This window comes from Proteus sp. PR00224, from assembly GCF_016238105.1.
Classification (GTDB): domain Bacteria; phylum Pseudomonadota; class Gammaproteobacteria; order Enterobacterales; family Enterobacteriaceae; genus Proteus.
Genome location: NZ_JAEHQU010000015.1, coordinates 1 through 25,131, shown reverse-complemented (window position 1 = coordinate 25,131; position 25,131 = coordinate 1). Strand labels below are relative to the sequence as shown.

Below are 25,131 nucleotides of genomic sequence, written 5' to 3'. Positions count from 1 at the left end.
CCTGATAGATTTATGCATGAAGAGGGCATCGTTAGATGCCCTTTTTTTGTATCTGAAGATTAGCTATTTTAAATTACAATGAAGCATTAATATTTTTCCTTGCTTTATCATTTTTATCTTTTGCGATATAGGTAAGTATACTTAAGTTAAATAAATAGAAATTGAAATCATAATAATTATCATTTACTATCTTGCTCGTGAGAAGTTAATGAGGTTGTTATTATGTACGTATGTCTTTGCCACGGTGTGAGTGATAAAAAAATTATCTCGACTGTCCGTAACCATCAAATTCACACTATTAATGAATTACGCAAGATCTTACCAGTTGGAAGTTGTTGTGGTAAATGTGTGCGTCAAACTCGTCAACTGATCGAAAATGAGCAATCTGCTCTTTACCCTCAAATTTCTGAAGTTGCATAACAAATTTTAAATTTCCTTTCTCTCCTCTTTGTATAAAAGGTCTACACTGAAAAGACTGGAAGCAAAGGAGCATAAAAATGAAAGGTGATAAAAAAATGATAGCCCACCTTAATAAATTATTAGGTGGTGAACTTGTTGCAATTAATCAGTATTTCCTGCATGCCCGAATGTTCAAAAATTGGGGACTCACACGCCTCAATGAAATGGAATACCATGAATCCATCGATGAGATGAAACACGCTGATAAATATATTGAGCGTATTTTGTTTCTTGAAGGAATTCCAAATTTACAAGACTTAGGCAAACTGAATATCGGTGAAGATGTTGAGGAAATGCTACGTTCTGATCTTGAATTAGAATTAGGTGGTGCCAAAGATCTACGTGAAGCAATTGCTTACGCAGATTCTATTCATGACTATGTCAGTCGTGATCTTATGCTAGAAATCTTAACTGATGAAGAAGGGCATATTGATTGGCTTGAAACCCAGCTCGAACTTATCGAACGCTTGGGGCTTCAAATTTATTTACAAGCCCAAATTATCGAAGAGTAACTCACTCACAATAAAAGAATGATTTACTTTCTTCTATAAATTATTGAATGCTTTTTGAAGCAAAGGTAATGAAGGTTGCCTTTGCTTTTTTTTATTTTAAAAAGGTAAAGCGAATTTTTATCGCTGATTTTTTATTCTTGGCTTGATTTCATCACTCAGGCAAGTATAATGCGCAGGCTCACTGATTTAGTGGGGCTGATTAATCAGCTAATGCAGATTTTATATTGCATTAATATAATACTCCCAATTGGGGAGTTATATGCAGAACGATTACACTCTCTCATCAATCGAAATGGGTACGAGTAGTGATCATTTACGTTTATAAAAAATAGTTGGAGCTCTGGTCTCATGCAGAACCAAAGAATCCGTATCCGCCTGAAAGCTTTTGATCATCGTCTGATTGATCAATCAACTGCGGAAATCGTAGAGACTGCTAAGCGCACTGGTGCGCAAGTTCGTGGTCCAATCCCACTGCCGACTCGCAAAGAGCGTTTCACAGTGTTGATTTCTCCGCACGTTAATAAAGATGCGCGTGATCAGTATGAAATTCGCACTCACAAACGTCTGGTTGACATCGTTGAGCCAACCGAGAAAACCGTTGATGCTCTGATGCGTCTGGATCTGGCTGCCGGCGTAGACGTGCAGATCAGCCTAGGTTAATCAGGTCATCAAGCGATTGAGAGGTTGAAACAATGATTGGTTTAGTCGGTAAGAAAGTAGGAATGACTCGTATCTTCACTGAAGATGGCGTTTCAATCCCTGTAACCGTTATCGAAATTGAAAACAACCGTGTTACTCAGATCAGAGATCTTGAGAAAGACGGTTATCGTGCCGTTCAGGTGACTACTGGTAGCAAAAAAGCTAACCGTGTACTGAAACCTGAAGCAGGTCATTTTGCTAAAGCTGGTGTTGAAGCTGGCCGCTTACTACGTGAATTCCGTCTGAATGAAGACGAAGAATACACTGTAGGTCAAAGCATTAGCGTAGAAATTTTCGCTGACGTTAAAAAAGTCGACGTTACTGGAACATCTAAAGGTAAAGGTTTTGCTGGTACTGTAAAGCGCTGGAACTTCCGTACTCAAGATGCTACCCACGGTAACTCCTTGTCTCACCGTGTTCCGGGTTCTATCGGTCAGAACCAGACTCCGGGTAAGGTGTTCAAAGGCAAGAAAATGGCAGGTCAACTGGGTAACGAACAAGTTACCGTTCAGAGCCTGGAAGTAGTACGTGTTGACGCTGAGCGCAACCTGCTGCTGGTCAAAGGTGCTGTTCCAGGTGCAACTGGCAGTGACCTGATCGTTAAACCAGCTGTCAAGGCGTAACGTCGAGGAGATAGGAATGGAATTGGTAATGAAAGACGCGCAAGGCGCGCTGACTGTTTCCGAAACTACCTTCGGGCGTGACTTTAACGAAGCGCTTGTGCATCAAGTAGTCGTTGCATACGCTGCTGGTGCTCGTCAAGGTACTCGTGCTCAGAAAACCCGTGCTGAAGTTTCTGGTTCAGGCAAAAAGCCTTGGAGACAGAAAGGTACAGGTCGTGCACGTTCAGGTTCAATCAAGAGCCCAATTTGGCGCTCTGGTGGTGTTAGCTTCGCAGCTAAACCACAGGACCACAGTCAAAAAGTAAACAAAAAGATGTACCGTGGTGCTCTGAAGAGCATTCTGTCTGAACTGGTACGTCAAGATCGTCTGATCGTCGTAGAGAAGTTCTCTGTTGAAGCTCCTAAAACTAAGCTTTTAGCGCAGAAACTGAAAGATATGGCTCTGGAAGATGTTCTGATCATCACTGCTGATGTAGATGAGAATCTGTATTTAGCAGCACGCAACTTATATAAAGTTGACGTACGTGATGCAGCAACAATCGACCCTGTTAGCTTAATCGCCTTCGACAAAGTCGTCATGACTGCTGACGCTGTGAAGCAAGTTGAGGAGATGCTGGCATGATCCGTGAAGAACGTCTGCTGAAAGTACTGCGCGCACCGCATGTATCTGAAAAAGCTTCTATCGCGATGGAAAAATCAAACACCATCGTTCTCAAAGTTGCTAAAGACGCGACCAAAGCAGAGATTAAAGCAGCTGTACAAAAACTGTTTGAAGTCGAAGTTGAAAGTGTTAACACTCTGCTGATGAAAGGCAAAGTGAAACGTCACGGTCAGCGTATTGGTCGTCGTAGCGACTGGAAAAAAGCTTACGTCACCCTGAAGGAAGGCCAGAATCTGGACTTCGTCGGCGGCGCTGAGTAAGTCGGAGGAGTAAAGAACAATGGCAATTGTTAAATGTAAACCTACGTCTCCGGGCCGTCGCCACGTAGTTAAAGTGGTAAACCCTGAGCTGCATAAAGGGAAACCTTATGCGCCATTGCTGGAAAAGAACAGCAAGTCCGGTGGTCGTAACAACAATGGTCGTATCACTACCCGTCATATCGGTGGTGGTCACAAACAGGCTTACCGTATTGTTGACTTTAAACGCAACAAAGATGGTATCCCTGCGACAGTAGAACGTCTGGAATATGATCCAAACCGTTCAGCTAACATCGCTTTAGTGCTGTATGCTGATGGTGAACGTCGCTACATTCTGGCTCCAAAAGGCCTGAAAGCGGGTGATAAAGTTCAGTCTGGCGTTGATGCTGCTATCAAAGCGGGTAACACCTTACCAATGCGTAATATCCCGGTTGGTTCTACAGTTCATAACGTAGAAATGAAACCAGGTAAAGGTGGTCAGTTAGCTCGTTCAGCTGGTACTTACGTTCAGATCGTTGCTCGTGATGGTGCTTATGTCACTATTCGTCTGCGTTCTGGTGAAATGCGTAAAGTTCCTTCTGATTGCCGTGCAACTATCGGTGAAGTTGGCAACTCTGAGCACATGTTACGCGTTCTGGGTAAAGCTGGTGCAAGTCGCTGGCGTGGTATTCGTCCTACCGTTCGCGGTACTGCGATGAACCCAGTCGATCACCCACATGGTGGTGGTGAAGGTCGTAACTTTGGTAAACACCCAGTAACACCTTGGGGCGTTCAAACCAAAGGTAAGAAGACTCGTAAAAACAAACGCACTGAACATTTCATCGTTCATCGTCGTACTAAGAAATAATTAGAGGATAAGCCATGCCACGTTCTCTCAAGAAAGGTCCTTTCATTGACCTGCACTTGCTGAAGAAGGTAGAGAAAGCGGTGGAAAGCGGTGACAAAAAGCCTGTTAAGACTTGGTCCCGTCGTTCAACGATCTTTCCTAACATGATCGGTTTGACCATCGCTGTCCATAATGGTCGTCAGCATGTTCCAGTTTACGTTTCCGACGAAATGGTTGGTCACAAACTGGGTGAATTCGCGCCGACCCGTACTTATCGCGGTCATGCAGCCGATAAAAAGGCTAAGAAAAAATAAGGTAGGAGGAAGAGATGGAAACTATCGCTATGCATCGCCACGCTCGTTCTTCTGCTCAGAAGGTTCGCTTAGTAGCTGACCTGATTCGCGGTAAGAAAGTGTCGCAAGCTCTGGAAATTTTAACCTTTACCAACAAGAAAGCTGCTGGTTTAGTGAAGAAAGTACTGGAGTCTGCTATTGCTAATGCAGAACACAACGATGGCGCTGACATTGATGATCTGAAAGTAGCTAAGATCTTTGTTGACGAAGGTCCTTCTATGAAGCGCATTATGCCTCGTGCAAAAGGCCGTGCAGATCGTATTCTGAAGCGCACCAGCCACATCACTGTGGTTGTGTCTGATCGCTGAGACTCTGGAGACTAGCAATGGGTCAAAAAGTACATCCTAATGGTATCCGCCTTGGCATTGTCAAGCCTTGGAATTCCACATGGTATGCGGGTACCAATGAATTCGCTGACAACCTAGACAGCGACTTTAAAGTACGTCAGTACTTAACTAAAGAACTGGCTAAAGCATCTGTATCTCGTATCGTTATCGAACGTCCTGCGAAAAGCATCCGTGTGACTATTCACACTGCTCGCCCAGGCATCGTTATCGGTAAAAAAGGTGAAGATGTTGAAAAACTGCGCAAAAACGTAGCGGATATCGCTGGCGTTCCTGCGCAAATTAATATCGCCGAAGTACGTAAACCTGAACTGGACGCAAAATTAGTTGCTGACAGCATCACTTCACAGCTGGAACGTCGTGTTATGTTCCGTCGTGCTATGAAGCGTGCGGTACAGAACGCTATGCGTTTAGGCGCTAAAGGTATTAAAGTGGAAGTAAGTGGTCGCTTAGGCGGCGCTGAAATCGCTCGTACTGAATGGTATCGTGAAGGTCGTGTACCTCTGCACACTCTGCGTGCAGATATCGACTACAATACCTCAGAAGCACAAACCACTTATGGTGTGCTCGGCGTTAAGGTATGGATCTTCAAAGGTGAGATCCTGGGTGGTATGGCTGCAGTTGAACAGGCGGAAAAACCGGCTGCTCAACCTAAAAAGCAGCAGCGTAAAGGCCGCAAGTAAGGAGAGTCGCTGATGTTACAACCAAAGCGTACAAAATTCCGTAAAGTGCACAAAGGCCGCAACCGTGGCTTAGCTGCTGGTGCGGATGTAAGCTTCGGGACTTACGGTCTTAAAGCTGTGGGCCGTGGTCGTCTGACTGCACGTCAGATCGAAGCGGCACGTCGTGCAATGACCCGTGCAGTTAAGCGTCAGGGTAAAATCTGGATCCGTGTGTTCCCAGACAAACCAATCACTGAAAAGCCGCTCGAAGTCCGTATGGGTAAAGGTAAAGGTAACGTTGAGTATTGGGTTGCCTTAATCCAGCCAGGTAAAGTCCTGTATGAAATGGATGGTGTGCCTGAAGAACTGGCCCGTGAAGCATTCAAGCTGGCGGCAGCAAAACTGCCTATCAAAACCACCTTTGTAACTAAGACGGTGATGTAATGAAAGCAAAAGAGCTGCGCGAAAAGAGCGTTGAAGAGCTGAACACAGAACTGCTGAATTTACTGCGCGAGCAGTTTAACCTGCGTATGCAGGCAGCAAGTGGTCAGTTACAACAGTCTCATCTGTTGAAACAAGTGCGTCGTAATATCGCACGCGTTAAGACTTTACTGACTGAGAAGGCGGGTGCGTAATGACCGATAAAATCCGTACTCTGCAAGGTCGTGTAGTTAGTGACAAAATGGAGAAATCTATTGTCGTTGCTATCGATCGTATGGTTAAACACCCATTATATGGTAAGTTTATCCGTCGTACGACCAAACTGCATGTACATGACGAGAACAACGAATGTGGAATTGGTGACGTAGTAGAAATTCGTCAAACACGTCCACTGTCTAAGACTAAGTCTTGGGCGTTAGTTCGCGTTGTAGAAAAAGCTGTTCTGTAATAAAATAGCCTTTTCGTACGAAATAAACGGCTCAAAACTGAACGAGCCGTTTATTTTTTCTGTCCATATCGAGAATGTGGTGTTATAATGCCGCTCCCTCGTATTATGGGATATTGAACGGCCTCTTCTAATGTGGAAGTGGCTCAGTAGTAGTTGACATTTAGCGGAGCACTAAAATGATCCAAGAACAGACTATGCTGAACGTGGCCGACAACTCCGGTGCACGTCGCGTAATGTGTATCAAGGTTCTAGGTGGCTCGCACCGTCGCTACGCAGATGTAGGTGACATCATCAAAATTACCATCAAGGAAGCAATTCCACGTGGTAAAGTTAAGAAAGGTGATGTACTGAAAGCGGTAGTGGTGCGCACCAAGAAGGGTGTTCGTCGCCCTGACGGTTCTGTCATTCGCTTCGATAGCAACGCTTGTGTATTGTTAAACAACAACAGCGAGCAAGTTATTGGTACGCGTATTTTTGGGCCGGTTACTCGTGAACTTCGTAACGAGAAGTTTATGAAAATAATCTCTCTGGCACCTGAAGTACTCTAAGGAGCAGGCAATGGCAGCGAAAATCCGTCGTGAAGACGAAGTTATCGTGCTGACTGGTAAAGATAAAGGTAAGCGCGGTAAAGTAAAACAGGTTCTTTCTTCTGGTAAAGTTATCGTTGAAGGTATCAATCTGGTTAAAAAACATCAGAAGCCAGTTCCGGCTCTGAACCAACCAGGTGGCATCGTTGAAAAAGAAGCTTCTATCCAAGTTTCTAACGTTGCAATCTTCAATGCGGCAACCGGCAAGGCTGACCGTGTAGGTTTTAGATTCGAAGACGGCAAAAAAGTTCGTTTCTTCAAGTCTAATAAAGAAACTATCAAGTAATTTGGAGTATACGATGGCGAAACTGCATGATTACTACAAAGACGAGGTAGTCCAAAAACTGATGTCTCAGTTTGGTTACCATTCTGTCATGCAAGTCCCTCGGGTCGAGAAGATCACCCTGAATATGGGTGTTGGTGAAGCGATTGTTGATAAAAAACTGCTGGACAATGCAGCAGCTGATTTAGCAGCAATCTCAGGTCAAAAACCTTTGATCACCAAAGCACGCAAATCTGTTGCAGGCTTCAAAATCCGCCAGGGCTATCCGATCGGCTGTAAAGTGACCCTGCGTGGCGAACGCATGTGGGAGTTCTTTGAACGCCTGATCTCTATTGCTGTACCACGTATCCGTGACTTCCGTGGTTTGTCCGCTAAATCATTTGATGGACGTGGTAACTACAGCATGGGCGTACGTGAGCAAATCATCTTCCCTGAAATCGATTACGATAAAGTGGATCGTGTTCGTGGTTTGGATATTACCATTACTACGACTGCGAAATCAGATGATGAAGGTCGCGCACTGTTAGCAGCGTTTAACTTCCCGTTCCGCAAGTAAGGCAGGGCATTCATGGCTAAGAAATCTATGAAAGCACGTGATGTAAAACGTGCGAATTTAGCTGAGAAATTCTTCGCAAAACGCGCAGAACTGAAAGCTATCGTTTCAGATGTGAACGTGTCTGACGAAGATCGTTGGAATGCTGTTCTGAAACTGCAAACTATGCCACGTGATTCAAGTCCTTCACGTCAGCGTAACCGCTGCCGTCAAACTGGACGTCCGCACGGTTTCCTGCGGAAATTTGGCCTCAGCCGTATTAAAGTCCGTGAAGCCGCTATGCGCGGTGAAATCCCGGGCCTTAGAAAGGCTAGCTGGTAATTACCATAATTGAATCACGGGAGTAAAGACAGATGAGCATGCAAGATCCCATCGCGGATATGCTGACCCGTATCCGTAACGGTCAGGCCGCGAACAAAGTTGCGGTCACAATGCCTTCCTCCAAGCTGAAAGTGGCGATTGCCAACGTGCTTAAGGAAGAAGGTTATATTGAAGATTTTAAAATTGAAGGCGACACTAAGCCAGAACTGGAAATCACTTTAAAATATTTCCAAGGTAAGGCTGTAGTAGAAAGCATTCAGCGCGTAAGCCGTCCAAGTCTGCGCATCTATAAAAGAAAAGATGAGCTGCCAAATGTTATGGCAGGACTGGGCATCGCTGTTGTTTCTACCTCAAAAGGTGTTATGACTGATCGTGCAGCTCGCCAAGCAGGTCTTGGTGGCGAGATTATCTGCTACGTAGCTTAATTCGGGAGGAAAGAATGTCTCGTGTGGCAAAAGCACCCGTCGTCATTCCTGCCGGCGTAGAGGTTAAACTCAACGGTCAGGTAATTACGATTAAGGGTAAAAACGGCGAGCTAACTCGTACTATCCATAATGCAGTTGAAATTCAACATGCTGACAACCACTTAACTTTCGCACCTCGCGATGGTTTTGCTGATGCATGGGCACAGGCGGGTACTACTCGTTCTCTGTTAAATGCAATGGTTGTAGGTGTTACCGAAGGCTTCACTAAGAAACTGCAACTGGTAGGTGTAGGTTATCGTGCGTCTATTAAAGGCAATGCGGTTAACTTATCAGTAGGTTTTTCACATCCAGTGGAACACCAACTGCCAGCAGGCATCACTGCTGAATGCCCAACACAAACTGAAATCGTACTGAAAGGTGCGGATAAGCAAGTGATTGGTCAAGTAGCAGCTGAACTGCGTGCTTACCGTCGCCCTGAACCTTATAAAGGTAAAGGTATTCGTTACGCCGACGAAGTTGTGCGTATCAAAGAGGCTAAGAAGAAGTAAGGTAACACTATGGATAAGAAAGCAGCTCGTATCCGTCGTGCGACCCGCGCACGCCGTAAGCTCCAGGAATTGGGTGCGACTCGCCTGGTGGTACACCGTACCCCTCGCCATATTTATGCGCAGGTTATTGCACCAAACGGTTCTGAAACTTTGGTGGCCGCTTCTACTACAGAAAAAGCTATCATTGAGCAACTGAAAAACACTGGAAACAAAGAAGCAGCAGCAGTAGTTGGTAAAATTGTTGCTGAACGCGCTCTGGAAAAAGGTATCAAAGTAGTATCATTTGACCGTTCCGGTTTCCAATATCATGGTCGAGTCCAGGCACTGGCAGATGCTGCCCGTGAAGCTGGCCTTCAGTTCTAAGGTAGGAGTGTAAGATGGCTCACATCGAGAAACAAGCTGGCGAACTGCAGGAAAAGCTGATCGCGGTAAACCGCGTATCTAAAACCGTTAAAGGTGGTCGTATCTTTAGCTTCACCGCTCTTACAGTAGTTGGTGATGGTAATGGCCGCGTTGGTTTTGGATATGGCAAAGCTCGCGAAGTTCCGGCAGCAATCCAGAAAGCGATGGAAAAAGCCCGTCGCAATATGAAAACCGTCGCTTTAAACAACGGTACTCTGTTCCACCCTGTTAAAGGTACTCACACAGGCTCACGCGTATTTATGCAGCCTGCTCATGAAGGTACCGGTATCATCGCAGGTGGTGCAATGCGTGCAGTTCTAGAAGTGGCTGGCGTTCGTAACGTACTGGCTAAAACCTATGGTTCCACTAACCCGATTAACGTGGTTCGTGCAACACTGGACGCTTTAGATAGCATGAAGTCTCCAGATATGGTCGCAGCTAAGCGTGGTAAATCCGTTGAAGAAATTCTGGGGTAATGACCATGGCTAAGACTATTAAAATTACTCAAACACGCAGCTTAATCGGCCGTCTGCCTAAACATAAGGCAACTATGACTGGTTTAGGCCTGCGTCGCATCGGTCACACTGTAGAACGCGAAGATACACCAGCAGTTCGCGGTATGATCAACTTGGTTTCCTATATGGTTAAAGTTGAGGAGTAAGAGATGCGTTTAAATACTCTGTCTCCGGCTGAAGGTGCCAAGCATGCGCCTAAACGTGTAGGTCGTGGTATCGGTTCTGGCTTAGGTAAAACTGGCGGCCGTGGTCACAAAGGTCAGAAATCTCGTTCTGGCGGTGGCGTACGTCGTGGTTTTGAAGGTGGCCAGATGCCTTTATATCGTCGTTTACCAAAATTTGGTTTTACTTCACGTAAATCATTCGTGACTGCGGAAATCCGTCTGTCTGATTTAGCTTACGTTGAAGGCGATGTAATCGATCTGAATGCACTGAAAGCCGCAAACGTTGTTGGCCCACAGATTGAATTTGCAAAATTAATTCTGTCTGGCGAGGTTAACCGTGCAGTGACTATTCGTGGTCTGCGTGTTACCAAAGGTGCCCGTGCAGCAATCGAATCAGCTGGCGGTAAAATTGAGGAATAAGTGACAGATGGCTAAACAACCAGGTTTAGATTTTCAGAGTGCTAAAGGTGGTGTTGGTGAACTAAAACGCAGACTTTTGTTTGTTCTTGGTGCACTTATTGTCTTTAGGATTGGCTCTTTTATTCCTATCCCTGGTATTGATGCCACTGTGCTTGCCAAATTGCTCGATCAGCAAAAAGGCACCATCATTGAAATGTTTAACATGTTCTCTGGTGGTGCTCTTAGCCGTGCTTCTATCTTTGCGCTGGGTATCATGCCTTATATTTCGGCATCGATTATTATCCAACTCTTATCAGTGGTTAACCCTCGGTTAGCAGAGATTAAGAAGGAAGGGGAGGCCGGTCGTCGTAAGATCAGCCAATATACCCGTTATGGTACTTTGGTGCTGGCGATATTCCAATCAATTGGTATCGCAACAGGCTTACCGAATATGCCAGGAATGCAAGGTCTGGTAATTAATCCAGGCTTACCATTCTATATTACGGCTGTTGTGAGCTTAGTCACTGGGACAATGTTCCTAATGTGGTTAGGTGAGCAAATCACTGAACGTGGTATTGGTAACGGTATCTCAATTATTATCTTTGCAGGTATCGTTGCAGGTCTTCCGCCTGCCATTGGTCAAACCATCGAGCAGGCGCGGCAAGGCGAACTGCACTTCCTCCTGTTATTGTTGGTTGCAGTATTAGTGTTCGCAGTTACTTTCTTTGTTGTTTTTGTAGAAAGAGGACAACGTCGTATCGTTGTTAACTATGCAAAACGTCAACAAGGGCGTAGAATATACGCGGCACAAAGTACACATCTACCACTTAAAGTAAATATGGCGGGTGTTATACCAGCAATTTTTGCTTCAAGTATTATCCTGTTTCCTGGTACAATAACCTCTTGGTTTGGCGATGGTACAGGGTGGGGTTGGCTGACGACGATTTCTTTAAATCTACAGCCTGGTCAACCTATTTATGTGTTACTATACGCTGCTGCAATCATATTCTTCTGTTTCTTCTATACGGCGTTGGTTTTCAACCCAAGAGAAACGGCAGATAACCTGAAGAAGTCCGGTGCATTTGTACCAGGAATTCGCCCGGGAGAGCAGACGGCTAAATATATAGATAAAGTAATGACACGTTTAACCTTAATCGGTGCCTTGTATATTACCTTTATCTGTCTCATCCCGGAGTTCATGCGTGACGCAATGAAAGTACCTTTCTATTTTGGTGGTACTTCCCTCTTAATCGTGGTTGTGGTCATCATGGATTTTATGGCTCAAGTGCAAACTCTCCTGATGTCAAGTCAGTATGAGTCTGCATTGAAAAAAGCAAATCTTAAAGGTTAATTACTGATAAGCGATTTGTTTTAGAAGTTACGGAGAGTAAAAATGAAAGTTCGTGCTTCCGTCAAGAAAATGTGCCGTAACTGCAAAATTGTTAGACGTCACGGTCACGTGCGTGTAATTTGCAGCGTCGAGCCTAAGCATAAACAGCGTCAAGGCTAATTTATTGCATTTTTTTCTTGCAAAGTTCGGTTGAGCTGGCTAAATTAGCCAGCCCAATCTTTTATAATATATACAGTATTGTTTGAGTATCCTGAAAACGGGCTTTTCAGAATGGTACTGTATAACTGCTAATTTAGGAGTGCATAGTGGCCCGTATAGCAGGCATTAACATTCCTGATCATAAACATACTGTAATCGCATTAACTTCGATTTACGGTATCGGTAAGACCCGCTCACAGGCTATCTGTGTAGCTGCTGGTATTGCTGAAAATGTTAAGATCAGTGAGCTGTCTGAAGAGCAAATCGACAAGCTGCGTGACGAAGTTGCCAAATACGTTGTAGAAGGTGATCTGCGTCGTGAAGTTACCCTGAGCATCAAACGTCTGATGGATCTTGGTACTTACCGTGGTTTACGTCATCGTCGTGGTCTACCAGTTCGCGGTCAGCGTACTAAGACTAACGCACGTACCCGTAAGGGTCCGCGTAAGCCGATCAAGAAATAATCGGGGTATTTGAACAATGGCAAAAGCACCTATTCGTGCACGTAAGCGTGTAAGAAAACAAGTCTCTGACGGTGTGGCTCATATCCATGCTTCTTTCAACAACACAATCGTTACTATTACCGATCGTCAAGGTAACGCATTGGGTTGGGCTACTGCCGGTGGTTCCGGTTTCCGTGGTTCTCGTAAATCTACTCCGTTCGCGGCTCAGGTTGCAGCAGAACGTTGCGCTGAAGCTGTTAAAGAGTACGGAATTAAGAACTTGGAAGTTATGGTTAAAGGACCTGGTCCTGGTCGTGAGTCAACTATCCGTGCATTAAACGCGGCTGGTTTCCGCATCACTAATATTACTGATGTGACTCCGATTCCTCATAACGGTTGTCGTCCACCGAAAAAACGTCGCGTTTAATAACGTTTTCGTTTTTAGGAAAGTTGGAGAAAGAAAATGGCAAGATATTTGGGTCCTAAGCTCAAGCTGAGCCGCCGTGAAGGTACAGATTTATTTCTAAAATCTGGCGTTCGGGCGATTGACACCAAGTGTAAACTGGAACAAGCACCAGGTCAGCACGGCGCACGTAAACCGCGTCTTTCTGATTACGGTGTTCAGTTACGTGAAAAACAAAAAGTACGTCGTATTTACGGTGTTCTAGAACGTCAATTCCGTAACTACTACAAAGAAGCAACTCGTCTGAAAGGCAACACAGGTGAAAACCTGCTGACTTTGCTGGAAGGTCGTCTGGATAACGTTGTTTATCGTATGGGCTTTGGCGCAACTCGCGCAGAAGCACGTCAGATGGTTAGCCATAAAGCAATCATGGTAAATGGTCGCGTGGTTAACATTGCTTCTTATCAGGTTTCCCCGAATGACGTAGTCAGCGTTCGTGAAAAATCGAAAAAACAGTCTCGTATCAAGGCTGCTTTAGAGCTGGCTGAACAGCGTGAAAAGCCAACATGGCTGGAAGTTGATGCTGCTAAGATGGAAGGTGTGTTCAAACGTATTCCTGAACGTACTGACTTGTCTGCTGACATTAACGAGCACCTGATCGTCGAGCTTTACTCCAAGTAAGGCTTAGCACCAAAGAGAGGACACAATGCAGGGTTCTGTGACAGAGTTTCTAAAACCGCGCCTGGTTGATATCGAGCAAGTCAGTTCGACGCACGCCAAGGTGACCCTTGAACCATTAGAGCGAGGCTTCGGCCATACTCTTGGTAACGCACTGCGCCGTATTCTGCTTTCGTCTATGCCGGGTTGTGCGGTAACAGAGGTTGAGATTGATGGTGTACTGCATGAGTACAGCACCAAAGAAGGTGTTCAGGAAGATATCCTAGAAATACTGCTCAACCTTAAAGGGTTGGCGGTAAAAGTTCATGGTAAAGATGAAGTTATTCTTACTTTGAGCAAATCTGGCATTGGCCCTGTTATTGCAGCCGATATCATCCATGACGGTGATGTCGAAATCGTCAAGCCGCAGCACGTTATCTGCCACCTTACAGACGAAAACGCATCTATTAATATGCGTATCAAAGTTCAGCGTGGTCGTGGTTATGTGCCGGCTTCTGCCCGAATTCATTCGGAAGAAGATGAGCGCCCTATCGGTCGCCTTTTAGTAGACGCGTGCTATAGCCCAGTTGAGCGTATTGCTTATAATGTGGAAGCAGCTCGTGTTGAACAGCGTACCGACTTGGATAAGCTGGTTATCGAGATGGAAACTAACGGTACTATCGATCCAGAAGAATCGATTCGCCGTGCAGCGACTATCCTGGCTGAACAGCTTGAAGCTTTTGTTGACTTACGTGATGTTCGTCAACCAGAAGTTAAAGAAGAGAAGCCAGAATTCGATCCTATCTTACTGCGCCCAGTAGACGATCTTGAATTGACTGTCCGCTCTGCTAACTGTCTGAAGGCAGAAGCAATCCACTACATCGGTGATCTGGTACAGCGTACTGAAGTTGAATTACTTAAGACGCCTAACCTTGGTAAGAAATCTCTTACTGAGATTAAAGACGTACTGGCGTCGCGTGGTCTATCTCTGGGTATGCGCCTTGAGAATTGGCCACCTGCAAGTATCGCTGATGAATAAGATCACAGGTTAAGGTTTTACTGAGAAGGATAAGGTCATGCGCCATCGTAAGAGTGGTCGTCAATTGAACCGCAACAGCAGCCATCGTCAGGCTATGTTTCGTAACATGGCAGGTTCTTTAGTTCGTCATGAGATAATCAAGACAACTTTGCCTAAAGCGAAAGAACTGCGTCGCGTCGTTGAGCCGCTGATTACTCTTGCCAAGACCGACAGCGTAGCTAATCGTCGTCTGGCATTCGCCCGTACTCGTGATAACGAAGTCGTGGCAAAACTGTTTACAGTATTAGGTCCGCGTTTTGCGAGCCGTGCAGGTGGTTACACTCGTATTCTGAAGTGTGGCTTCCGTGCTGGTGACAACGCTCCAATGGCTTACATTGAGCTTGTTGACCGTGCTGATTCTGAAACAGAAGCAGCAGCTGAATAATTTAATTATTATTTAGTGAAGCGAATAAAAAGACCGGATTTTTAATCCGGTTTTTTTATATCTATTGAAAATGATAGCTACTGAAACTAGTTTTATAAAAATAACTTATCAAGCCATACTCCAACCTTTCTATTTGTTATTCCATGCTTTTTTACTTACTTTTGTGTTGCATCATATTTATTTTTTGTGATTTCAGCATACTGCTATTTTGGTAAGATAAGCTTCGCACTATATTTCAATTCTATTATTTTGATTATTTGCTATGCTTATTCATCATTTAGAGTGAGGGAATGATCCATGTATCGTATTGGGCAGGTTGCAAAATTAGCGAATGTGACAACAGATACAATCCGTTTTTATGAAAAACAAGGATTGATGGATCATGACAGGCGAACAGAAGGTGGCTATCGCCTATATACAGAGCAAGATCTCCAACGTTTGCGTTTTATTCGTTATGCAAAAGAGTTGGGTTTTACATTAGACGCGATTACAGAGCTACTTTCTATTCGCGTTGATCCTGCTCATCACACTTGTGTTGAATCAAAGCATATTGTTGATGCAAGGCTTGCTGAAGTTGAAATTCGCTTGAAAGAAATGGAAAGAATGCGAGATTCATTGAAGATGTTAAGTAATGCATGTTGTGGTAGTGCTCATGAAAGTACTTATTGTTCTATTCTTGAAATACTTGAATCTGGCGCCACAAAGCAATAATATCTGTACCGTATTACGTTTTATGTTCTTTAACAATTTAAGAGGTTTTTATGTCTAGCAAATATCAGCACCAGAAAGGGGCTATTAAAGATAATGCTTTAGCAGCACTTGTTCATGATCCATTATTTAGACAACGCGTGGAAAAGAATAAGAAAGGAAAAGGAAGTTATATGAGAAAAGCAAAACATGACAAGAAGGGTAACTGGGAGGCCAGTGATAACAAAAGATTTTTTCAATTGTTATCACTGGCCTTTTAGTTTTTATTTTTGCTGATTTTTTAATAAATCACGAATTTCTGTTAATAGAGTTTCTTCTGCGGAAGGAGCCGGTGGTGCTTTAGGTGCTTCTTCTGCTTGACGACGTGTCTTATTGATTAATTTGATTGCGCAGAATATAGCAAATGCAACGATGGCAAAGTCAAAAACAGTTTGAATGAACATACCATAATTTAGGACAACAGCAGGCACATCTCCAGTTGCATCTCTTAATACAAGGCTAAATTGTTTAAAATCAATACCGCCAATTAATAATCCTAATGGTGGCATGATAATATCAGCAACTAGAGATGAAACAATCTTACCGAAAGCTGCACCGATGATGACACCGACTGCCATATCAACAACGTTGCCTTTCATGGCAAATTCACGGAACTCTTTGAAAAAAGACATAACCACCCCTTATTTATCTCAATATAGATTTATTATGTAAAAATATAGTATCTAACATGATAATAATAGACCATTATAAGTAACAATCACTATTATTCTTATTTCTACATAATCTTTATAAGAAAAATGGACTTGGCTGGAAAAGTTTTTCAACTTCAGGAACATATTTTTTATCAGTGATAAACATAATCACATGATCACCCTGTTCTATGGAGTGACTTGCGTTTGCAATAATAACATCTTGCTCTCTAACAATTGCACCAATGATGGTTCCTGGTGGTAGCTTTATATCTTGTATACGGCGGCCAACAACTTTTGATGTATTTTCATCACCATGTGCAACGGCTTCAATTGCCTCTGCAACACCTCGCCGTAATGATGAAACGCTAACAATATCAGCTTTACGAACATGGCCTAAAAGTGCAGAAATAGTTGCTTGTTGTGGTGATATTGCAATATCAATAACCCCACCTTGGACTAAATCAACATAAGCGCTACGCTGAATAAGTACCATTGCTTTTTTAGCACCCATTCTTTTTGCCAGCATCGCTGACATAATATTGGCTTCATCATCGTTAGTCAGTGCGATAAATACATCAATTTGTTCAATATGTTCTTCAGCAAGAAGTTCTTGATCTGATGCATCACCATAAAAAACGATGGTGTCATGGAGTAATTCAGCCAGTTCTGTGGCACGTTGCTGATTATGTTCAATAAGTTTGACGCTATAATCTTTTTCTAATCTAGCAGCTAAACCTGCACCGACATTACCACCACCAACAATCATAATGCGTTTATAAGGTTTTTCTAATCGTTGTAACTCGCTCATTACTGCACGAATATGCTGAGATGCGACGACAAAGAAAACTTCATCTCCAGCTTCAATAATTGTGGAGCCTTGAGGTCTTATAGGTCTGTCTTGACGAAAAATTGCAGCAACTCGTGTATCGATATGTGGCATATGATCACGTAATGTTGATAACGCATTCCCAACGAGAGAACCACCGTAATACGCTTTTACCGCAACAATACTGACTTGACCATCGGCAAAATTAACAACTTGTAAGGCACCTGGGTATTGGATCAATTTATAAATATAATCGATAACCAAATGCTCTGGTGAGATTAAATAATCAATGGGAATAGCTTCTGGGAGAAAGAGTTTATCTGCTTCACGAACAAATTCAGAGGCACGTATCCGAGCAACTTTATTAGGTGTATTGAACAGAGTGTAAGCAACTTGGCACGCTATCATATTGGTTTCGTCAGAGTTGGTGACGGCAACCAGCATATCTGCATCTTCAGCACCAGCTTCTCTTAAGATCCTTGGGTGAGATCCATGTCCATTGACTACTCGTAAATCGAATTTATCTTGAAGTTGGCGTAAGCGATCTGCATTAGTGTCAACGACAGTAATATCATTATTCTCCCCGACAAGATTTTCAGCGAGAGTACCACCTACTTGACCAGCGCCTAAGATAATAATTTTCATCGTAATTTCTCAGAGTATTCGATTAACAAATAGAAAAGAAACGCAAGATCTGGATGATCTTGCGTTGAAATAGTAGCGTTTTTTAGATCTGATATCATCTTTTATCACAAGATCATATTTTCTTGATCAATGCATAAAAGAAACCATCGCCACCTTCTGCTTCTGGTAAGCATTGGTGTTGATAATCGCATTGTGCATCTTTCGTTGATGCTAAAAATGCTTCAACTTGTTGTTTATTTTCTTCAGGTAAAATAGAGCAGGTTGCATATACCAACGTGCCACCAGATTTTAGGTATGGCCAAATAGCATGAAGGATCTCTTTTTGAATTTGAGCCAATTGCTCAATATCGTCATTACGACGAAGCCATTTTATATCTGGGTGACGACGGATAACACCAGTTGCTGAGCATGGTGCATCAAGAAGAACTCGGTCAAACTGCATGCCTGAACACCATTGTTCAGGATAACGACCATCACCACTTTTGACGACTGCATTAAGTTTTAAACGCGTAAGGTTCTCTTGTACACGTTTTAAACGTTGCTCATCTATGTCGATAGCTAATACGTGAGCCTGCGGAGCTATTTCTAAAATATGTGTTGTTTTACCACCAGGTGCTGCACATAAATCAAGGATCTGCTCTTTATTTTCTGGTGCTAATAATTCAGCACAACGTTGAGCTGAACGATCTTGAACTGTTACCCAACCATCAGCAAATCCTGGGAGAAGATTCACGTTGCATGGATTCTCTAAACGGATCGCGAAAGGGTGGCTATCATCAGCAATAGCGGGAATTTCTTCATTTCCAAGTAATGTTAAATATTCTTCTCGAGAATGATGGCGTTGATTTACACGTAACCACATTGGTGGCTTCTGGTTATTGCCTTCAACAATACTCATCCACTGCTCAGGGTAAGCCTGTTTAATACGAGTAAGTAGCCATGATGGATGGAGAAAACGATTTTCGCTATTTTGAAAACGTTCGTTCAGGATATCTTGTTGGCGTTGAAACTGACGTAACACACCGTTAATCAATCCTTTTAGCTGTGGTTTTTTTAGTGCAACAGCACCATTTACCGTCTCTGCTAGAGCTGCGTGAGCAGGAATGCGTGTATAAAGCAGCTGATATAAACCAACCATAATGAGGTAGTGTAAAATACGCTGTTTGCCTTTTAATGGTTTATCCATGAGTTGCTGAATAATCCATTCTAATTGTGGCAATGTGCGTAATACGCCAAAGCAGATTTCTTGCAATAAGGCTTTATCTTTGTCTGAAATATTTTTCTGAAGTTCTGGTATGACAGTGCTTAGAGACAAGCCTTGATCTAATACTTGATTGATTGCTTTTGCTGCAATGCTACGTAAGTTGTATGACGTTTTCATAATGAGTTAACGTTTAATATTGAGCGCCAGAGATGTATTACATTGGCGTGAAAAAAGGAAAACCCTGATAATAATGTTAGATATCAGGGCTTAGAATTATTATTGAATGATTTTTCCAGGAGTGAACCAATCTCGCTTGGAGTTTAAGAAATCAGCAGAAGCCATAGGTTTCTTACCCGATGGTTGTAATTCAGTGATATTTAGAATGCCGTTACCTGTCGCAATATAAATACCCGTTTTATCTGCTTTTAATAAGGTTCCTGCAGGTTTATCTGTATTATCCGCTATAGCTTGTGCTTTCCATACTTTTACAGGTTGCTCGTCTAACATGAAAAAGCTCATTGGCCATGGATTGAATGCTCTAATGCAACGTTCAATCTGTTCTGCTGATAATGACCAATCAATCTTTGCTTCTTCTTTAGATAATTTTTGTGCGTAATTTGCTAAATTGTCGTCTTGTTTCTCAGCTTTTATTTTACCTGAGGTAATGAGATCTAACGTAGTTGTTAGAGCCTTAGGTCCAAGTTCTGCAAGTTTTTCATAAAGTGATGCGCTGGTATCTTCATTTGTAATTGGACATGATGCTTTATACAGCATATCGCCTGTATCTAAACCAACATCCATTTGCATAATTGTGACGCCTGTTTCTTTATCTCCCGCCCACAAAGAGCGTTGAATTGGTGCAGCACCACGCCATTTAGGAAGGAGAGAACCATGCACATTAAGGCAACCTAAACGCGGTATTTCAAGAACGGCTTTAGGTAAAATCATGCCATAAGCAACAACAATCATAATATCTGCTCGTTGTGCTGCTATCCACTCATGGTTCTCTTCTGGTTTTAAAGAGGCTGGTTGATAAACAGGAATATCATGAGTTAATGCCAGTTCCTTAACAGGGCTAATAGTCAGTTTCTTACCTCTTCCTGCGGGTTTATCTGGAGGAGTAAGGACTCCCACCACACGATGTTGAGTTGATAACAATGCAGCTAAATGCCGAGCCGCAAAATCGGGTGTTCCCGCAAAAATAATACGTAATGAATCAGACACGTTTTCTTCCTGTTTCAATTTAACTGTTACTGTCCTGTTTTAGCTCTTTTTTTATCTAGCTTATCGAGTTTTTCAACTTTTTGGCGGATGCGTTGGCGTTTTAATGGAGATAAATAATCTACAAATAGCTTGCCAACTAAATGATCCATTTCATGTTGAATGCAGATAGCTAATAAATCATCAGCTTCTAACTCAAAAGGTTGACCATTGTAATCAAGGGCTTTCACTTTTACGTGCTCTGCACGAGGAATAAAAGCACGCTGTTCTGGGATAGATAAACAGCCTTCTTCTATGCCTGTATCACCGTCGGCATCAAGAAGTTCTGGATTTATTAATACCAGTCTTTGATCTCTTGTTTCAGAGACATCAATGACGATAATGCGCTGGTGAATATTCACCTGTGTCGCGGCTAAACCGATACCTTCTTCCAAATACATCGTTTCAAACATATCATCGACAATTTTTTGAATTTCGGCATCAACTTTTTCGACTGGCTTTGCAATCGTGCGAAGGCGCTCGTCTGGATAATGTAATACGTGTAACACTGCCATAATTTATTCGGACTGTTTCTAAAATGTGAATAGGATTTAACGTCTATTCTAGACATTTATTGTCTAGATTGACAGTATTTGGTGTGTTTAGCGCTCACCCTGTTTGCTAAAAACAATATTAGGATAATGCATGGATGCTAGAGAAATATGGATAAGACTTAATGCTGTTTCAAGACTACCTATTAATAAAGCGATTCAAATTGCAAAGTATCTACAATCTTTGACTCAGTTAAATCAAAGACTATTAATAGGTTGTGGTCTGTCAGAACAGCAAAGTCATCAATTCTTAAGACTTCATGCAAATGCTGTCAACGATACATTAAAGTGGTTAGATAAAAACGAATCATCATTATTAACAATTATAGATTCAGATTACCCATCTTTATTAAAGCAAATTTCATCACCGCCACTTTTGCTTTTTGTTGCAGGAAATAGGCAGCATTTAAAAAGCACACAAATTGCATTAATTGGTAGCCGAGTTGCTACACCCTATGGTTCCAAATGGGCAACTTATTTTGCACAGGAATTAGTAAAGAAAGAACTCACTATTACAAGTGGGTTAGCTCAAGGTATCGATGGTATAGGGCATCGAAGTGCATTAAAGAATAATGGTATTACTATTGCTGTACTAGGAAGTGGCTTAGAGCAGATTTATCCGTCATTTCATCGCACTCTTGCAACACAAATAAAAGAGTCTGGTCTTATTATTTCTGAACATTTACCTATGACACCACCTTTAGCGCGCCATTTTCCTCAACGTAACCGGATTATTAGTGGGCTAAGTGCTGCACTGCTTATTGTCGAAGCAGGAATTAAAAGCGGTTCTTTAATAACAGCAAATTATGCTTTGCAACAAGGTAAAGAGTTGTTTGTGTTACCTGGATTATTAGGAGATGCTCATTTTGAAGGTAATCACCAGCTTATTAAGCAAGGTGCAAATTTAGCATCTTCACCTGAAGATATTCTGGAATATTTAAATAGCTCTTTGCAGTGGCTTACTTGTGATAATGAGTATCAACAAAAAATTATAACAGATGAATATACGACATTTATCAATAATGAAAAACGAGAGGATAAAACAGAGCAACTTACACCAGAACAACAACACGCAATAGATGTGATATTGCCTTTTCTACGTTTTAATAAAATAGTACCTATTGATATCATTGCTCAGGATAGTGGATTATCAACTTCTGAATTAGCTCCTCTTTTATTAGAACTTGAGCTTATTGAAAAAATCGCTATTGTGGCTGGTGGCTATACTCGATTGGAATAAGTGTAATGAGGTAAAACAATGGCAAAGAATATGCCGTTTACACAGCAACCTGAACAGGGAAAATGCCCTGAATGTGGTAGCGCATTAGTGATGAAAAATGGAGGACATGGCCCTTTTTTAGGATGCTCTGCTTATCCTGATTGCCACTATATTAAAACACTGAAACCACAAGGTGATGGGCAAATTATCAAAGTCCTAGAAGGACAACCTTGTAAGTGCTGTGGTGCTGATTTAGTTTTACGTCAGGGTAAATTTGGGATGTTTATTGGTTGTAGCAATTATCCTGAGTGTGAACATATAGAGCAAATTGATAAACCTGATGAAACTGTTATACCTTGCCCTCAATGTGAAAAAGGAAAGCTATTACAACGTAAGTCTAGGTTTGGTAAGACATTTTATGCTTGTAACCAATATCCAGAATGCCAATTTGTATTAAATAACAAACCTGTTAATGGTGAATGCGAATATTGCCACTATCCATTATTGATGGAAAAAAGGTCTTCTCAAGGAGTAAGATTGGTGTGCGCCAGCAAATTATGTGGAAAGCAACAAACAAAAAGAGAAGAACATGAATAACGAAGCATCACCTGTAAGCAATACTATTATAGAAGCATTAAAAAATAATAAAGTTATCGCATATCCAACAGAAGCTGTATTTGGGGTGGGTTGTGATCCTGATAGCGAGCATGCTGTTATGGCACTATTAATGTTAAAACAACGTTCAATTGAAAAAGGGCTAATTTTAATTGCTGATAATTATGAGCAATTGAAACCTTATATTGATGATAGTGCATTAACACAAACTCAACGAGACAGAATGTTTGCATCTTGGCCAGGACCAATTACATGGGTTATTCCTGCTAAATCAACGACGCCAAAGTGGTTAACTGGAAAATTTGCTTCTTTAGCCGTGAGAGTAACAGACCACTCAGTTGTTAAAGAGTTATGCTTAGCTTATGGAAAACCTTTAGTTTCAACGAGTGCTAACTTAAGTGGATTGCCACCATGTCGTACAGTTGAAGAAGTAAGAAAACAATTTGAGGATACAATTCCTATCGTTGAAGGGAATGTTGGAGGTAGACAGAATCCTTCTGAAATCCGAGATGCCTTAACAGGTGAATTGTACCGACAAGGGTGATTGTGATGGAAAAATATTTAGTGATGGGAAACCCTATCGAGCATAGTCAGTCTCCTTTCATTCACCAATTTTTCTCAAAACAAACAGGAATAGAGTATGGCTATGGACGCTTACTTGTTCCTTTAGGTGAATTTGATAAAACTGCCTCACATTTTTTTTCTAATGGGGGACGAGGTGCTAATGTTACTGTTCCTTTCAAAGAAGATGCATTCCGCTTTGTGGATAAATTAACAGATAGAGCAAAAGCATGTGGTGCAGTTAACTCTATTGTTAAATTAGAAGATGGATCACTTCTTGGTGATAACACTGATGGACAAGGACTTATTCTGGACTTAGCAAGGCTCGATTTTATCGTGCCTAATAAGGTTAAATCCGTCTTAGTTATTGGCGCTGGTGGCGCAACAAGAGGAATATTACTTCCATTACTTGATTACGATTGTGATATTACTTTAACCAATCGCACATTTACTAAAGCCGAGCAATTAGTAAAAGAGTTTAGTCAATTTGGAACAATCAGAGCAATAGCTGCTGAAGATGTTGCTGATAGACATTACGATTTAATTATAAATGCATCTGCATCTAGTATGACTAATGATTTACCACCGATTCCTAATGATGTTTATGGTTTTGAAACAGCGTGCTATGACCTTTATTATCAAACTGGAATGACTTCATTTCTATATAACGCATTAAAACATGGAAGTACGCGTTTATCAGATGGATTAGGTATGTTAGTAGGACAAGCGGCTTATGCATTTGAATTGTGGTATGAACTTGTACCGGATATTAATCCCGTCCTTAATGTATTAAGAGAAAGATTGAATAAATGAACCAATCCATTCAATTTCCAGATCGTGAAATATGGCTAACTGAAAATAGGAGTGTTCTTTTTCCTATAATGATCAATGGAATGCTTTTTGATTGTCAAATTACAGAACAAGAGCTTATTGAGCGTTTTGGTGTTGGTGAGGGAATTTTATTATTTAAACAAAATCGTTGGGATATTGAAGAAGAATTTGAAGAGTTGGTAACAGAGTATGAGTTATCAACTCTCCATCCTATCTATTCTTTATCAATGGTAGATTGATGAGTGGCTAAATAGTTATTTTTCCACCCGACATAATTATTAGCAGAATAGATAAAGTGCTCTATTTCTGCTGATGAAAGTGGGCGAACCTTTTTCACCGGACTTCCTAAGTAAAGAAAACCGCTTTCAAGCCGTTTTCCTGGCGGAACTAAACTACCCGCACCAATCATTACATCGTCTTCAATAATTGCACCATCAAGTAAAATAGAACCCATTCCTACTAAAACACGATCTCCGATTGTGCACCCGTGTAGCATTGCTTTGTGCCCAACAGTAACGTTATCACCAATAATAAGAGGAAAACCTTCAGGATCATTGGATGAGATATGAGTGACATGAAGAACCGAACCATCTTGAATATTTGATCTTTTCCCAATACTCACGTAATTCACATCACCACGAATAACAACCATAGGCCAAATACTGACATCTTCACTAATACGTACATCTCCAATCACAGTTGCTGTTTCATCAATAAAAACATCTTTATCAATAGAAGGTGAAAGGTGTAAGTAATTCCTGATTGTTGATTTCCCCATAATTTACCCTCGTACTTGGTTTCACTTTATAATAAGAAAAGCATAGCAGTGGATGGGGTGGGCTGGCGAGAGCAATGATTTTTATGATGCATGACTATAAAAAACGATAATAAAAGAGAAAGTAGAGCAATAGAGTGTGATTGATAGAATATACCGAATAGACAATAACAAGATAAAGCGTATATTTTTTACACACAAAAGATGTTTTCCGTATCAAAAATAGACGTAAAGTTCAAAAAGAGAA

General features: G+C 42.0%; 43 protein-coding genes. 37 read left to right on the top strand and 6 right to left on the bottom strand.

Annotated features, from left to right (window positions below; genetic code table 11):
• The first annotated feature begins 222 nt into the window (after window positions 1-222).
• The 32 genes from bfd (at window position 223) to JEP71_RS16850 (ending at window position 15,965) form a co-directional block, all read left to right on the top strand.
• Entirely contained in the window at window positions 223-420 is a 198-nt protein-coding gene (gene bfd, locus JEP71_RS17005; RefSeq protein ID WP_151436625.1) for a bacterioferritin-associated ferredoxin, read from the top strand.
• A 77-nt stretch (window positions 421-497) separates the two neighbouring features.
• Window positions 498-971, top strand: a complete 474-nt coding sequence (gene bfr, locus JEP71_RS17000) for a bacterioferritin (protein WP_198626636.1) — start codon at window positions 498-500, stop codon at window positions 969-971.
• A 348-nt stretch (window positions 972-1,319) separates the two neighbouring features.
• Window positions 1,320-1,631: a 30S ribosomal protein S10 gene (gene rpsJ / locus JEP71_RS16995; RefSeq protein ID WP_001181005.1), complete on the top strand. Its 312-nt coding sequence runs from the start codon at window positions 1,320-1,322 to the stop codon at window positions 1,629-1,631.
• A gap of 32 nt (window positions 1,632-1,663) precedes the next feature.
• On the top strand, window positions 1,664-2,293 hold the full coding sequence (gene rplC, locus JEP71_RS16990) for a 50S ribosomal protein L3 (protein WP_198626635.1): 630 nt from the start codon (window positions 1,664-1,666) through the stop codon (window positions 2,291-2,293).
• Window positions 2,294-2,309: 16 nt separating this feature from the next.
• A complete protein-coding gene (rplD, locus tag JEP71_RS16985; RefSeq protein WP_023583466.1) occupies window positions 2,310-2,915 on the top strand; it encodes a 50S ribosomal protein L4 in 606 nt (201 codons plus the stop codon).
• Window positions 2,912-3,214 (top strand): 50S ribosomal protein L23, encoded by a 303-nt coding sequence (gene rplW, locus JEP71_RS16980; RefSeq protein ID WP_004246962.1) that lies wholly within the window; start codon window positions 2,912-2,914, stop codon window positions 3,212-3,214. The genes rplD and rplW overlap by 4 nt, the downstream gene beginning before the upstream one ends.
• Window positions 3,215-3,233: 19 nt before the next feature.
• Window positions 3,234-4,058, top strand: coding sequence for a 50S ribosomal protein L2 (gene rplB, locus JEP71_RS16975; protein ID WP_006535497.1), 825 nt, complete (start codon window positions 3,234-3,236; stop codon window positions 4,056-4,058).
• A 14-nt stretch (window positions 4,059-4,072) separates the two neighbouring features.
• Entirely contained in the window at window positions 4,073-4,351 is a 279-nt protein-coding gene (gene rpsS, locus JEP71_RS16970) for a 30S ribosomal protein S19 (protein ID WP_004246960.1), read from the top strand.
• Window positions 4,352-4,365: 14 nt separating this feature from the next.
• On the top strand, window positions 4,366-4,698 hold the full coding sequence (rplV, locus tag JEP71_RS16965; protein ID WP_006535498.1) for a 50S ribosomal protein L22: 333 nt from the start codon (window positions 4,366-4,368) through the stop codon (window positions 4,696-4,698).
• Between the two features lie 17 nt (window positions 4,699-4,715).
• Window positions 4,716-5,417, top strand: coding sequence for a 30S ribosomal protein S3 (gene rpsC / locus JEP71_RS16960; protein WP_023583467.1), 702 nt, complete (start codon window positions 4,716-4,718; stop codon window positions 5,415-5,417).
• 12 nt (window positions 5,418-5,429) lie between these two features.
• Window positions 5,430-5,840 carry a 50S ribosomal protein L16 gene (rplP, locus tag JEP71_RS16955; RefSeq protein WP_006535500.1) on the top strand — a complete coding sequence of 137 codons (411 nt, stop codon included), beginning with the start codon at window positions 5,430-5,432 and terminating at the stop codon, window positions 5,838-5,840.
• Window positions 5,840-6,031 (top strand): 50S ribosomal protein L29, encoded by a 192-nt coding sequence (gene rpmC / locus JEP71_RS16950; protein WP_004238624.1) that lies wholly within the window; start codon window positions 5,840-5,842, stop codon window positions 6,029-6,031. The genes rplP and rpmC overlap by 1 nt, the downstream gene beginning before the upstream one ends.
• The gene (gene rpsQ, locus JEP71_RS16945) at window positions 6,031-6,285 is read left to right on the top strand and encodes a 30S ribosomal protein S17 (RefSeq protein ID WP_023583468.1); all 255 of its coding nucleotides are present in this window, start codon (window positions 6,031-6,033) and stop codon (window positions 6,283-6,285) included. The genes rpmC and rpsQ overlap by 1 nt, the downstream gene beginning before the upstream one ends.
• Before the next feature lie 176 nt (window positions 6,286-6,461).
• Window positions 6,462-6,833, top strand: a complete 372-nt coding sequence (gene rplN / locus JEP71_RS16940) for a 50S ribosomal protein L14 (RefSeq protein ID WP_004246955.1) — start codon at window positions 6,462-6,464, stop codon at window positions 6,831-6,833.
• Window positions 6,834-6,843: 10 nt separating this feature from the next.
• Window positions 6,844-7,158: a 50S ribosomal protein L24 gene (gene rplX, locus JEP71_RS16935; protein WP_006535502.1), complete on the top strand. Its 315-nt coding sequence runs from the start codon at window positions 6,844-6,846 to the stop codon at window positions 7,156-7,158.
• Window positions 7,159-7,171: 13 nt separating this feature from the next.
• Window positions 7,172-7,711, top strand: a complete 540-nt coding sequence (rplE, locus tag JEP71_RS16930; protein ID WP_036933223.1) for a 50S ribosomal protein L5 — start codon at window positions 7,172-7,174, stop codon at window positions 7,709-7,711.
• A gap of 12 nt (window positions 7,712-7,723) precedes the next feature.
• Entirely contained in the window at window positions 7,724-8,029 is a 306-nt protein-coding gene (rpsN, locus tag JEP71_RS16925) for a 30S ribosomal protein S14 (protein ID WP_006535503.1), read from the top strand.
• Window positions 8,030-8,061: 32 nt separating this feature from the next.
• Window positions 8,062-8,454, top strand: coding sequence for a 30S ribosomal protein S8 (gene rpsH, locus JEP71_RS16920; RefSeq protein ID WP_100158931.1), 393 nt, complete (start codon window positions 8,062-8,064; stop codon window positions 8,452-8,454).
• Between the two features lie 14 nt (window positions 8,455-8,468).
• On the top strand, window positions 8,469-9,002 hold the full coding sequence (gene rplF, locus JEP71_RS16915) for a 50S ribosomal protein L6 (protein ID WP_023583470.1): 534 nt from the start codon (window positions 8,469-8,471) through the stop codon (window positions 9,000-9,002).
• Window positions 9,003-9,011: 9 nt separating this feature from the next.
• Window positions 9,012-9,365 (top strand): 50S ribosomal protein L18, encoded by a 354-nt coding sequence (gene rplR, locus JEP71_RS16910; RefSeq protein WP_023583471.1) that lies wholly within the window; start codon window positions 9,012-9,014, stop codon window positions 9,363-9,365.
• A gap of 14 nt (window positions 9,366-9,379) precedes the next feature.
• Window positions 9,380-9,880: a 30S ribosomal protein S5 gene (gene rpsE, locus JEP71_RS16905; protein ID WP_023583472.1), complete on the top strand. Its 501-nt coding sequence runs from the start codon at window positions 9,380-9,382 to the stop codon at window positions 9,878-9,880.
• Between the two features lie 5 nt (window positions 9,881-9,885).
• Window positions 9,886-10,065, top strand: a complete 180-nt coding sequence (gene rpmD / locus JEP71_RS16900) for a 50S ribosomal protein L30 (protein WP_036914634.1) — start codon at window positions 9,886-9,888, stop codon at window positions 10,063-10,065.
• 3 nt (window positions 10,066-10,068) lie between these two features.
• Complete coding sequence (gene rplO, locus JEP71_RS16895; protein WP_004246944.1) at window positions 10,069-10,503, top strand: 50S ribosomal protein L15; 435 nt, start codon at window positions 10,069-10,071, stop codon at window positions 10,501-10,503.
• 7 nt (window positions 10,504-10,510) lie between these two features.
• On the top strand, window positions 10,511-11,833 hold the full coding sequence (secY, locus tag JEP71_RS16890; protein ID WP_006535510.1) for a preprotein translocase subunit SecY: 1,323 nt from the start codon (window positions 10,511-10,513) through the stop codon (window positions 11,831-11,833).
• Between the two features lie 42 nt (window positions 11,834-11,875).
• Window positions 11,876-11,992: a 50S ribosomal protein L36 gene (gene rpmJ / locus JEP71_RS16885; RefSeq protein WP_071788572.1), complete on the top strand. Its 117-nt coding sequence runs from the start codon at window positions 11,876-11,878 to the stop codon at window positions 11,990-11,992.
• Window positions 11,993-12,138: 146 nt separating this feature from the next.
• On the top strand, window positions 12,139-12,495 hold the full coding sequence (gene rpsM, locus JEP71_RS16880) for a 30S ribosomal protein S13 (protein ID WP_036914623.1): 357 nt from the start codon (window positions 12,139-12,141) through the stop codon (window positions 12,493-12,495).
• 16 nt (window positions 12,496-12,511) lie between these two features.
• On the top strand, window positions 12,512-12,901 hold the full coding sequence (gene rpsK, locus JEP71_RS16875; RefSeq protein WP_002919257.1) for a 30S ribosomal protein S11: 390 nt from the start codon (window positions 12,512-12,514) through the stop codon (window positions 12,899-12,901).
• 36 nt (window positions 12,902-12,937) lie between these two features.
• The gene (gene rpsD, locus JEP71_RS16870) at window positions 12,938-13,558 is read left to right on the top strand and encodes a 30S ribosomal protein S4 (RefSeq protein WP_004246942.1); all 621 of its coding nucleotides are present in this window, start codon (window positions 12,938-12,940) and stop codon (window positions 13,556-13,558) included.
• A gap of 25 nt (window positions 13,559-13,583) precedes the next feature.
• On the top strand, window positions 13,584-14,573 hold the full coding sequence (locus JEP71_RS16865) for a DNA-directed RNA polymerase subunit alpha (RefSeq protein WP_006535513.1): 990 nt from the start codon (window positions 13,584-13,586) through the stop codon (window positions 14,571-14,573).
• 37 nt (window positions 14,574-14,610) lie between these two features.
• Entirely contained in the window at window positions 14,611-14,997 is a 387-nt protein-coding gene (gene rplQ, locus JEP71_RS16860; protein ID WP_004246940.1) for a 50S ribosomal protein L17, read from the top strand.
• Between the two features lie 297 nt (window positions 14,998-15,294).
• Window positions 15,295-15,708, top strand: coding sequence for a Zn(2+)-responsive transcriptional regulator (zntR, locus tag JEP71_RS16855; protein ID WP_069368787.1), 414 nt, complete (start codon window positions 15,295-15,297; stop codon window positions 15,706-15,708).
• Window positions 15,709-15,758: 50 nt separating this feature from the next.
• Window positions 15,759-15,965 (top strand): alternative ribosome-rescue factor A, encoded by a 207-nt coding sequence (locus JEP71_RS16850; protein WP_109374368.1) that lies wholly within the window; start codon window positions 15,759-15,761, stop codon window positions 15,963-15,965.
• A 3-nt stretch (window positions 15,966-15,968) separates the two neighbouring features.
• Here JEP71_RS16850 and mscL read toward each other — a convergent pair whose 3' ends face one another.
• From mscL to def, 5 genes are all read right to left on the bottom strand, one after another.
• Window positions 15,969-16,376 carry a large-conductance mechanosensitive channel protein MscL gene (mscL, locus tag JEP71_RS16845; protein WP_109374367.1) on the bottom strand — a complete coding sequence of 136 codons (408 nt, stop codon included), beginning with the start codon at window positions 16,374-16,376 and terminating at the stop codon, window positions 15,969-15,971.
• 115 nt (window positions 16,377-16,491) lie between these two features.
• Window positions 16,492-17,868 (bottom strand): Trk system potassium transporter TrkA, encoded by a 1,377-nt coding sequence (gene trkA, locus JEP71_RS16840; RefSeq protein WP_109396567.1) that lies wholly within the window; start codon window positions 17,866-17,868, stop codon window positions 16,492-16,494.
• Between the two features lie 112 nt (window positions 17,869-17,980).
• Window positions 17,981-19,249 carry a 16S rRNA (cytosine(967)-C(5))-methyltransferase RsmB gene (gene rsmB, locus JEP71_RS16835; RefSeq protein ID WP_109374365.1) on the bottom strand — a complete coding sequence of 423 codons (1,269 nt, stop codon included), beginning with the start codon at window positions 19,247-19,249 and terminating at the stop codon, window positions 17,981-17,983.
• A gap of 99 nt (window positions 19,250-19,348) precedes the next feature.
• Window positions 19,349-20,296, bottom strand: coding sequence for a methionyl-tRNA formyltransferase (gene fmt, locus JEP71_RS16830; protein ID WP_196534408.1), 948 nt, complete (start codon window positions 20,294-20,296; stop codon window positions 19,349-19,351).
• Window positions 20,297-20,322: 26 nt separating this feature from the next.
• Window positions 20,323-20,847 (bottom strand): peptide deformylase, encoded by a 525-nt coding sequence (gene def, locus JEP71_RS16825; RefSeq protein ID WP_100158937.1) that lies wholly within the window; start codon window positions 20,845-20,847, stop codon window positions 20,323-20,325.
• Window positions 20,848-20,977: 130 nt separating this feature from the next.
• On the opposite strand from def, the gene dprA reads away from it, so the two are divergent.
• The 5 genes from dprA to JEP71_RS16800 are packed head-to-tail and all read left to right on the top strand — an operon-like array spanning window position 20,978 to window position 24,348.
• Window positions 20,978-22,123, top strand: a complete 1,146-nt coding sequence (dprA, locus tag JEP71_RS16820; RefSeq protein ID WP_198626634.1) for a DNA-processing protein DprA — start codon at window positions 20,978-20,980, stop codon at window positions 22,121-22,123.
• A gap of 18 nt (window positions 22,124-22,141) precedes the next feature.
• Window positions 22,142-22,699, top strand: a complete 558-nt coding sequence (locus tag JEP71_RS16815; protein ID WP_196534410.1) for a topoisomerase DNA-binding C4 zinc finger domain-containing protein — start codon at window positions 22,142-22,144, stop codon at window positions 22,697-22,699.
• Window positions 22,692-23,261 carry an L-threonylcarbamoyladenylate synthase type 1 TsaC gene (gene tsaC / locus JEP71_RS16810; RefSeq protein WP_160229882.1) on the top strand — a complete coding sequence of 190 codons (570 nt, stop codon included), beginning with the start codon at window positions 22,692-22,694 and terminating at the stop codon, window positions 23,259-23,261. The genes JEP71_RS16815 and tsaC overlap by 8 nt, the downstream gene beginning before the upstream one ends.
• A gap of 5 nt (window positions 23,262-23,266) precedes the next feature.
• Window positions 23,267-24,091 carry a shikimate dehydrogenase gene (aroE, locus tag JEP71_RS16805; RefSeq protein WP_198626633.1) on the top strand — a complete coding sequence of 275 codons (825 nt, stop codon included), beginning with the start codon at window positions 23,267-23,269 and terminating at the stop codon, window positions 24,089-24,091.
• Window positions 24,088-24,348, top strand: coding sequence for a DUF1488 family protein (locus tag JEP71_RS16800; RefSeq protein ID WP_196534412.1), 261 nt, complete (start codon window positions 24,088-24,090; stop codon window positions 24,346-24,348). The genes aroE and JEP71_RS16800 overlap by 4 nt, the downstream gene beginning before the upstream one ends.
• Here the strand turns inward: JEP71_RS16800 and JEP71_RS16795 are convergent.
• Entirely contained in the window at window positions 24,324-24,887 is a 564-nt protein-coding gene (locus JEP71_RS16795; protein WP_196534413.1) for a gamma carbonic anhydrase family protein, read from the bottom strand. The two genes, JEP71_RS16800 and JEP71_RS16795, sit on opposite strands and share 25 nt — an antisense overlap.
• Window positions 24,888-25,131 lie beyond the last annotated feature (244 nt).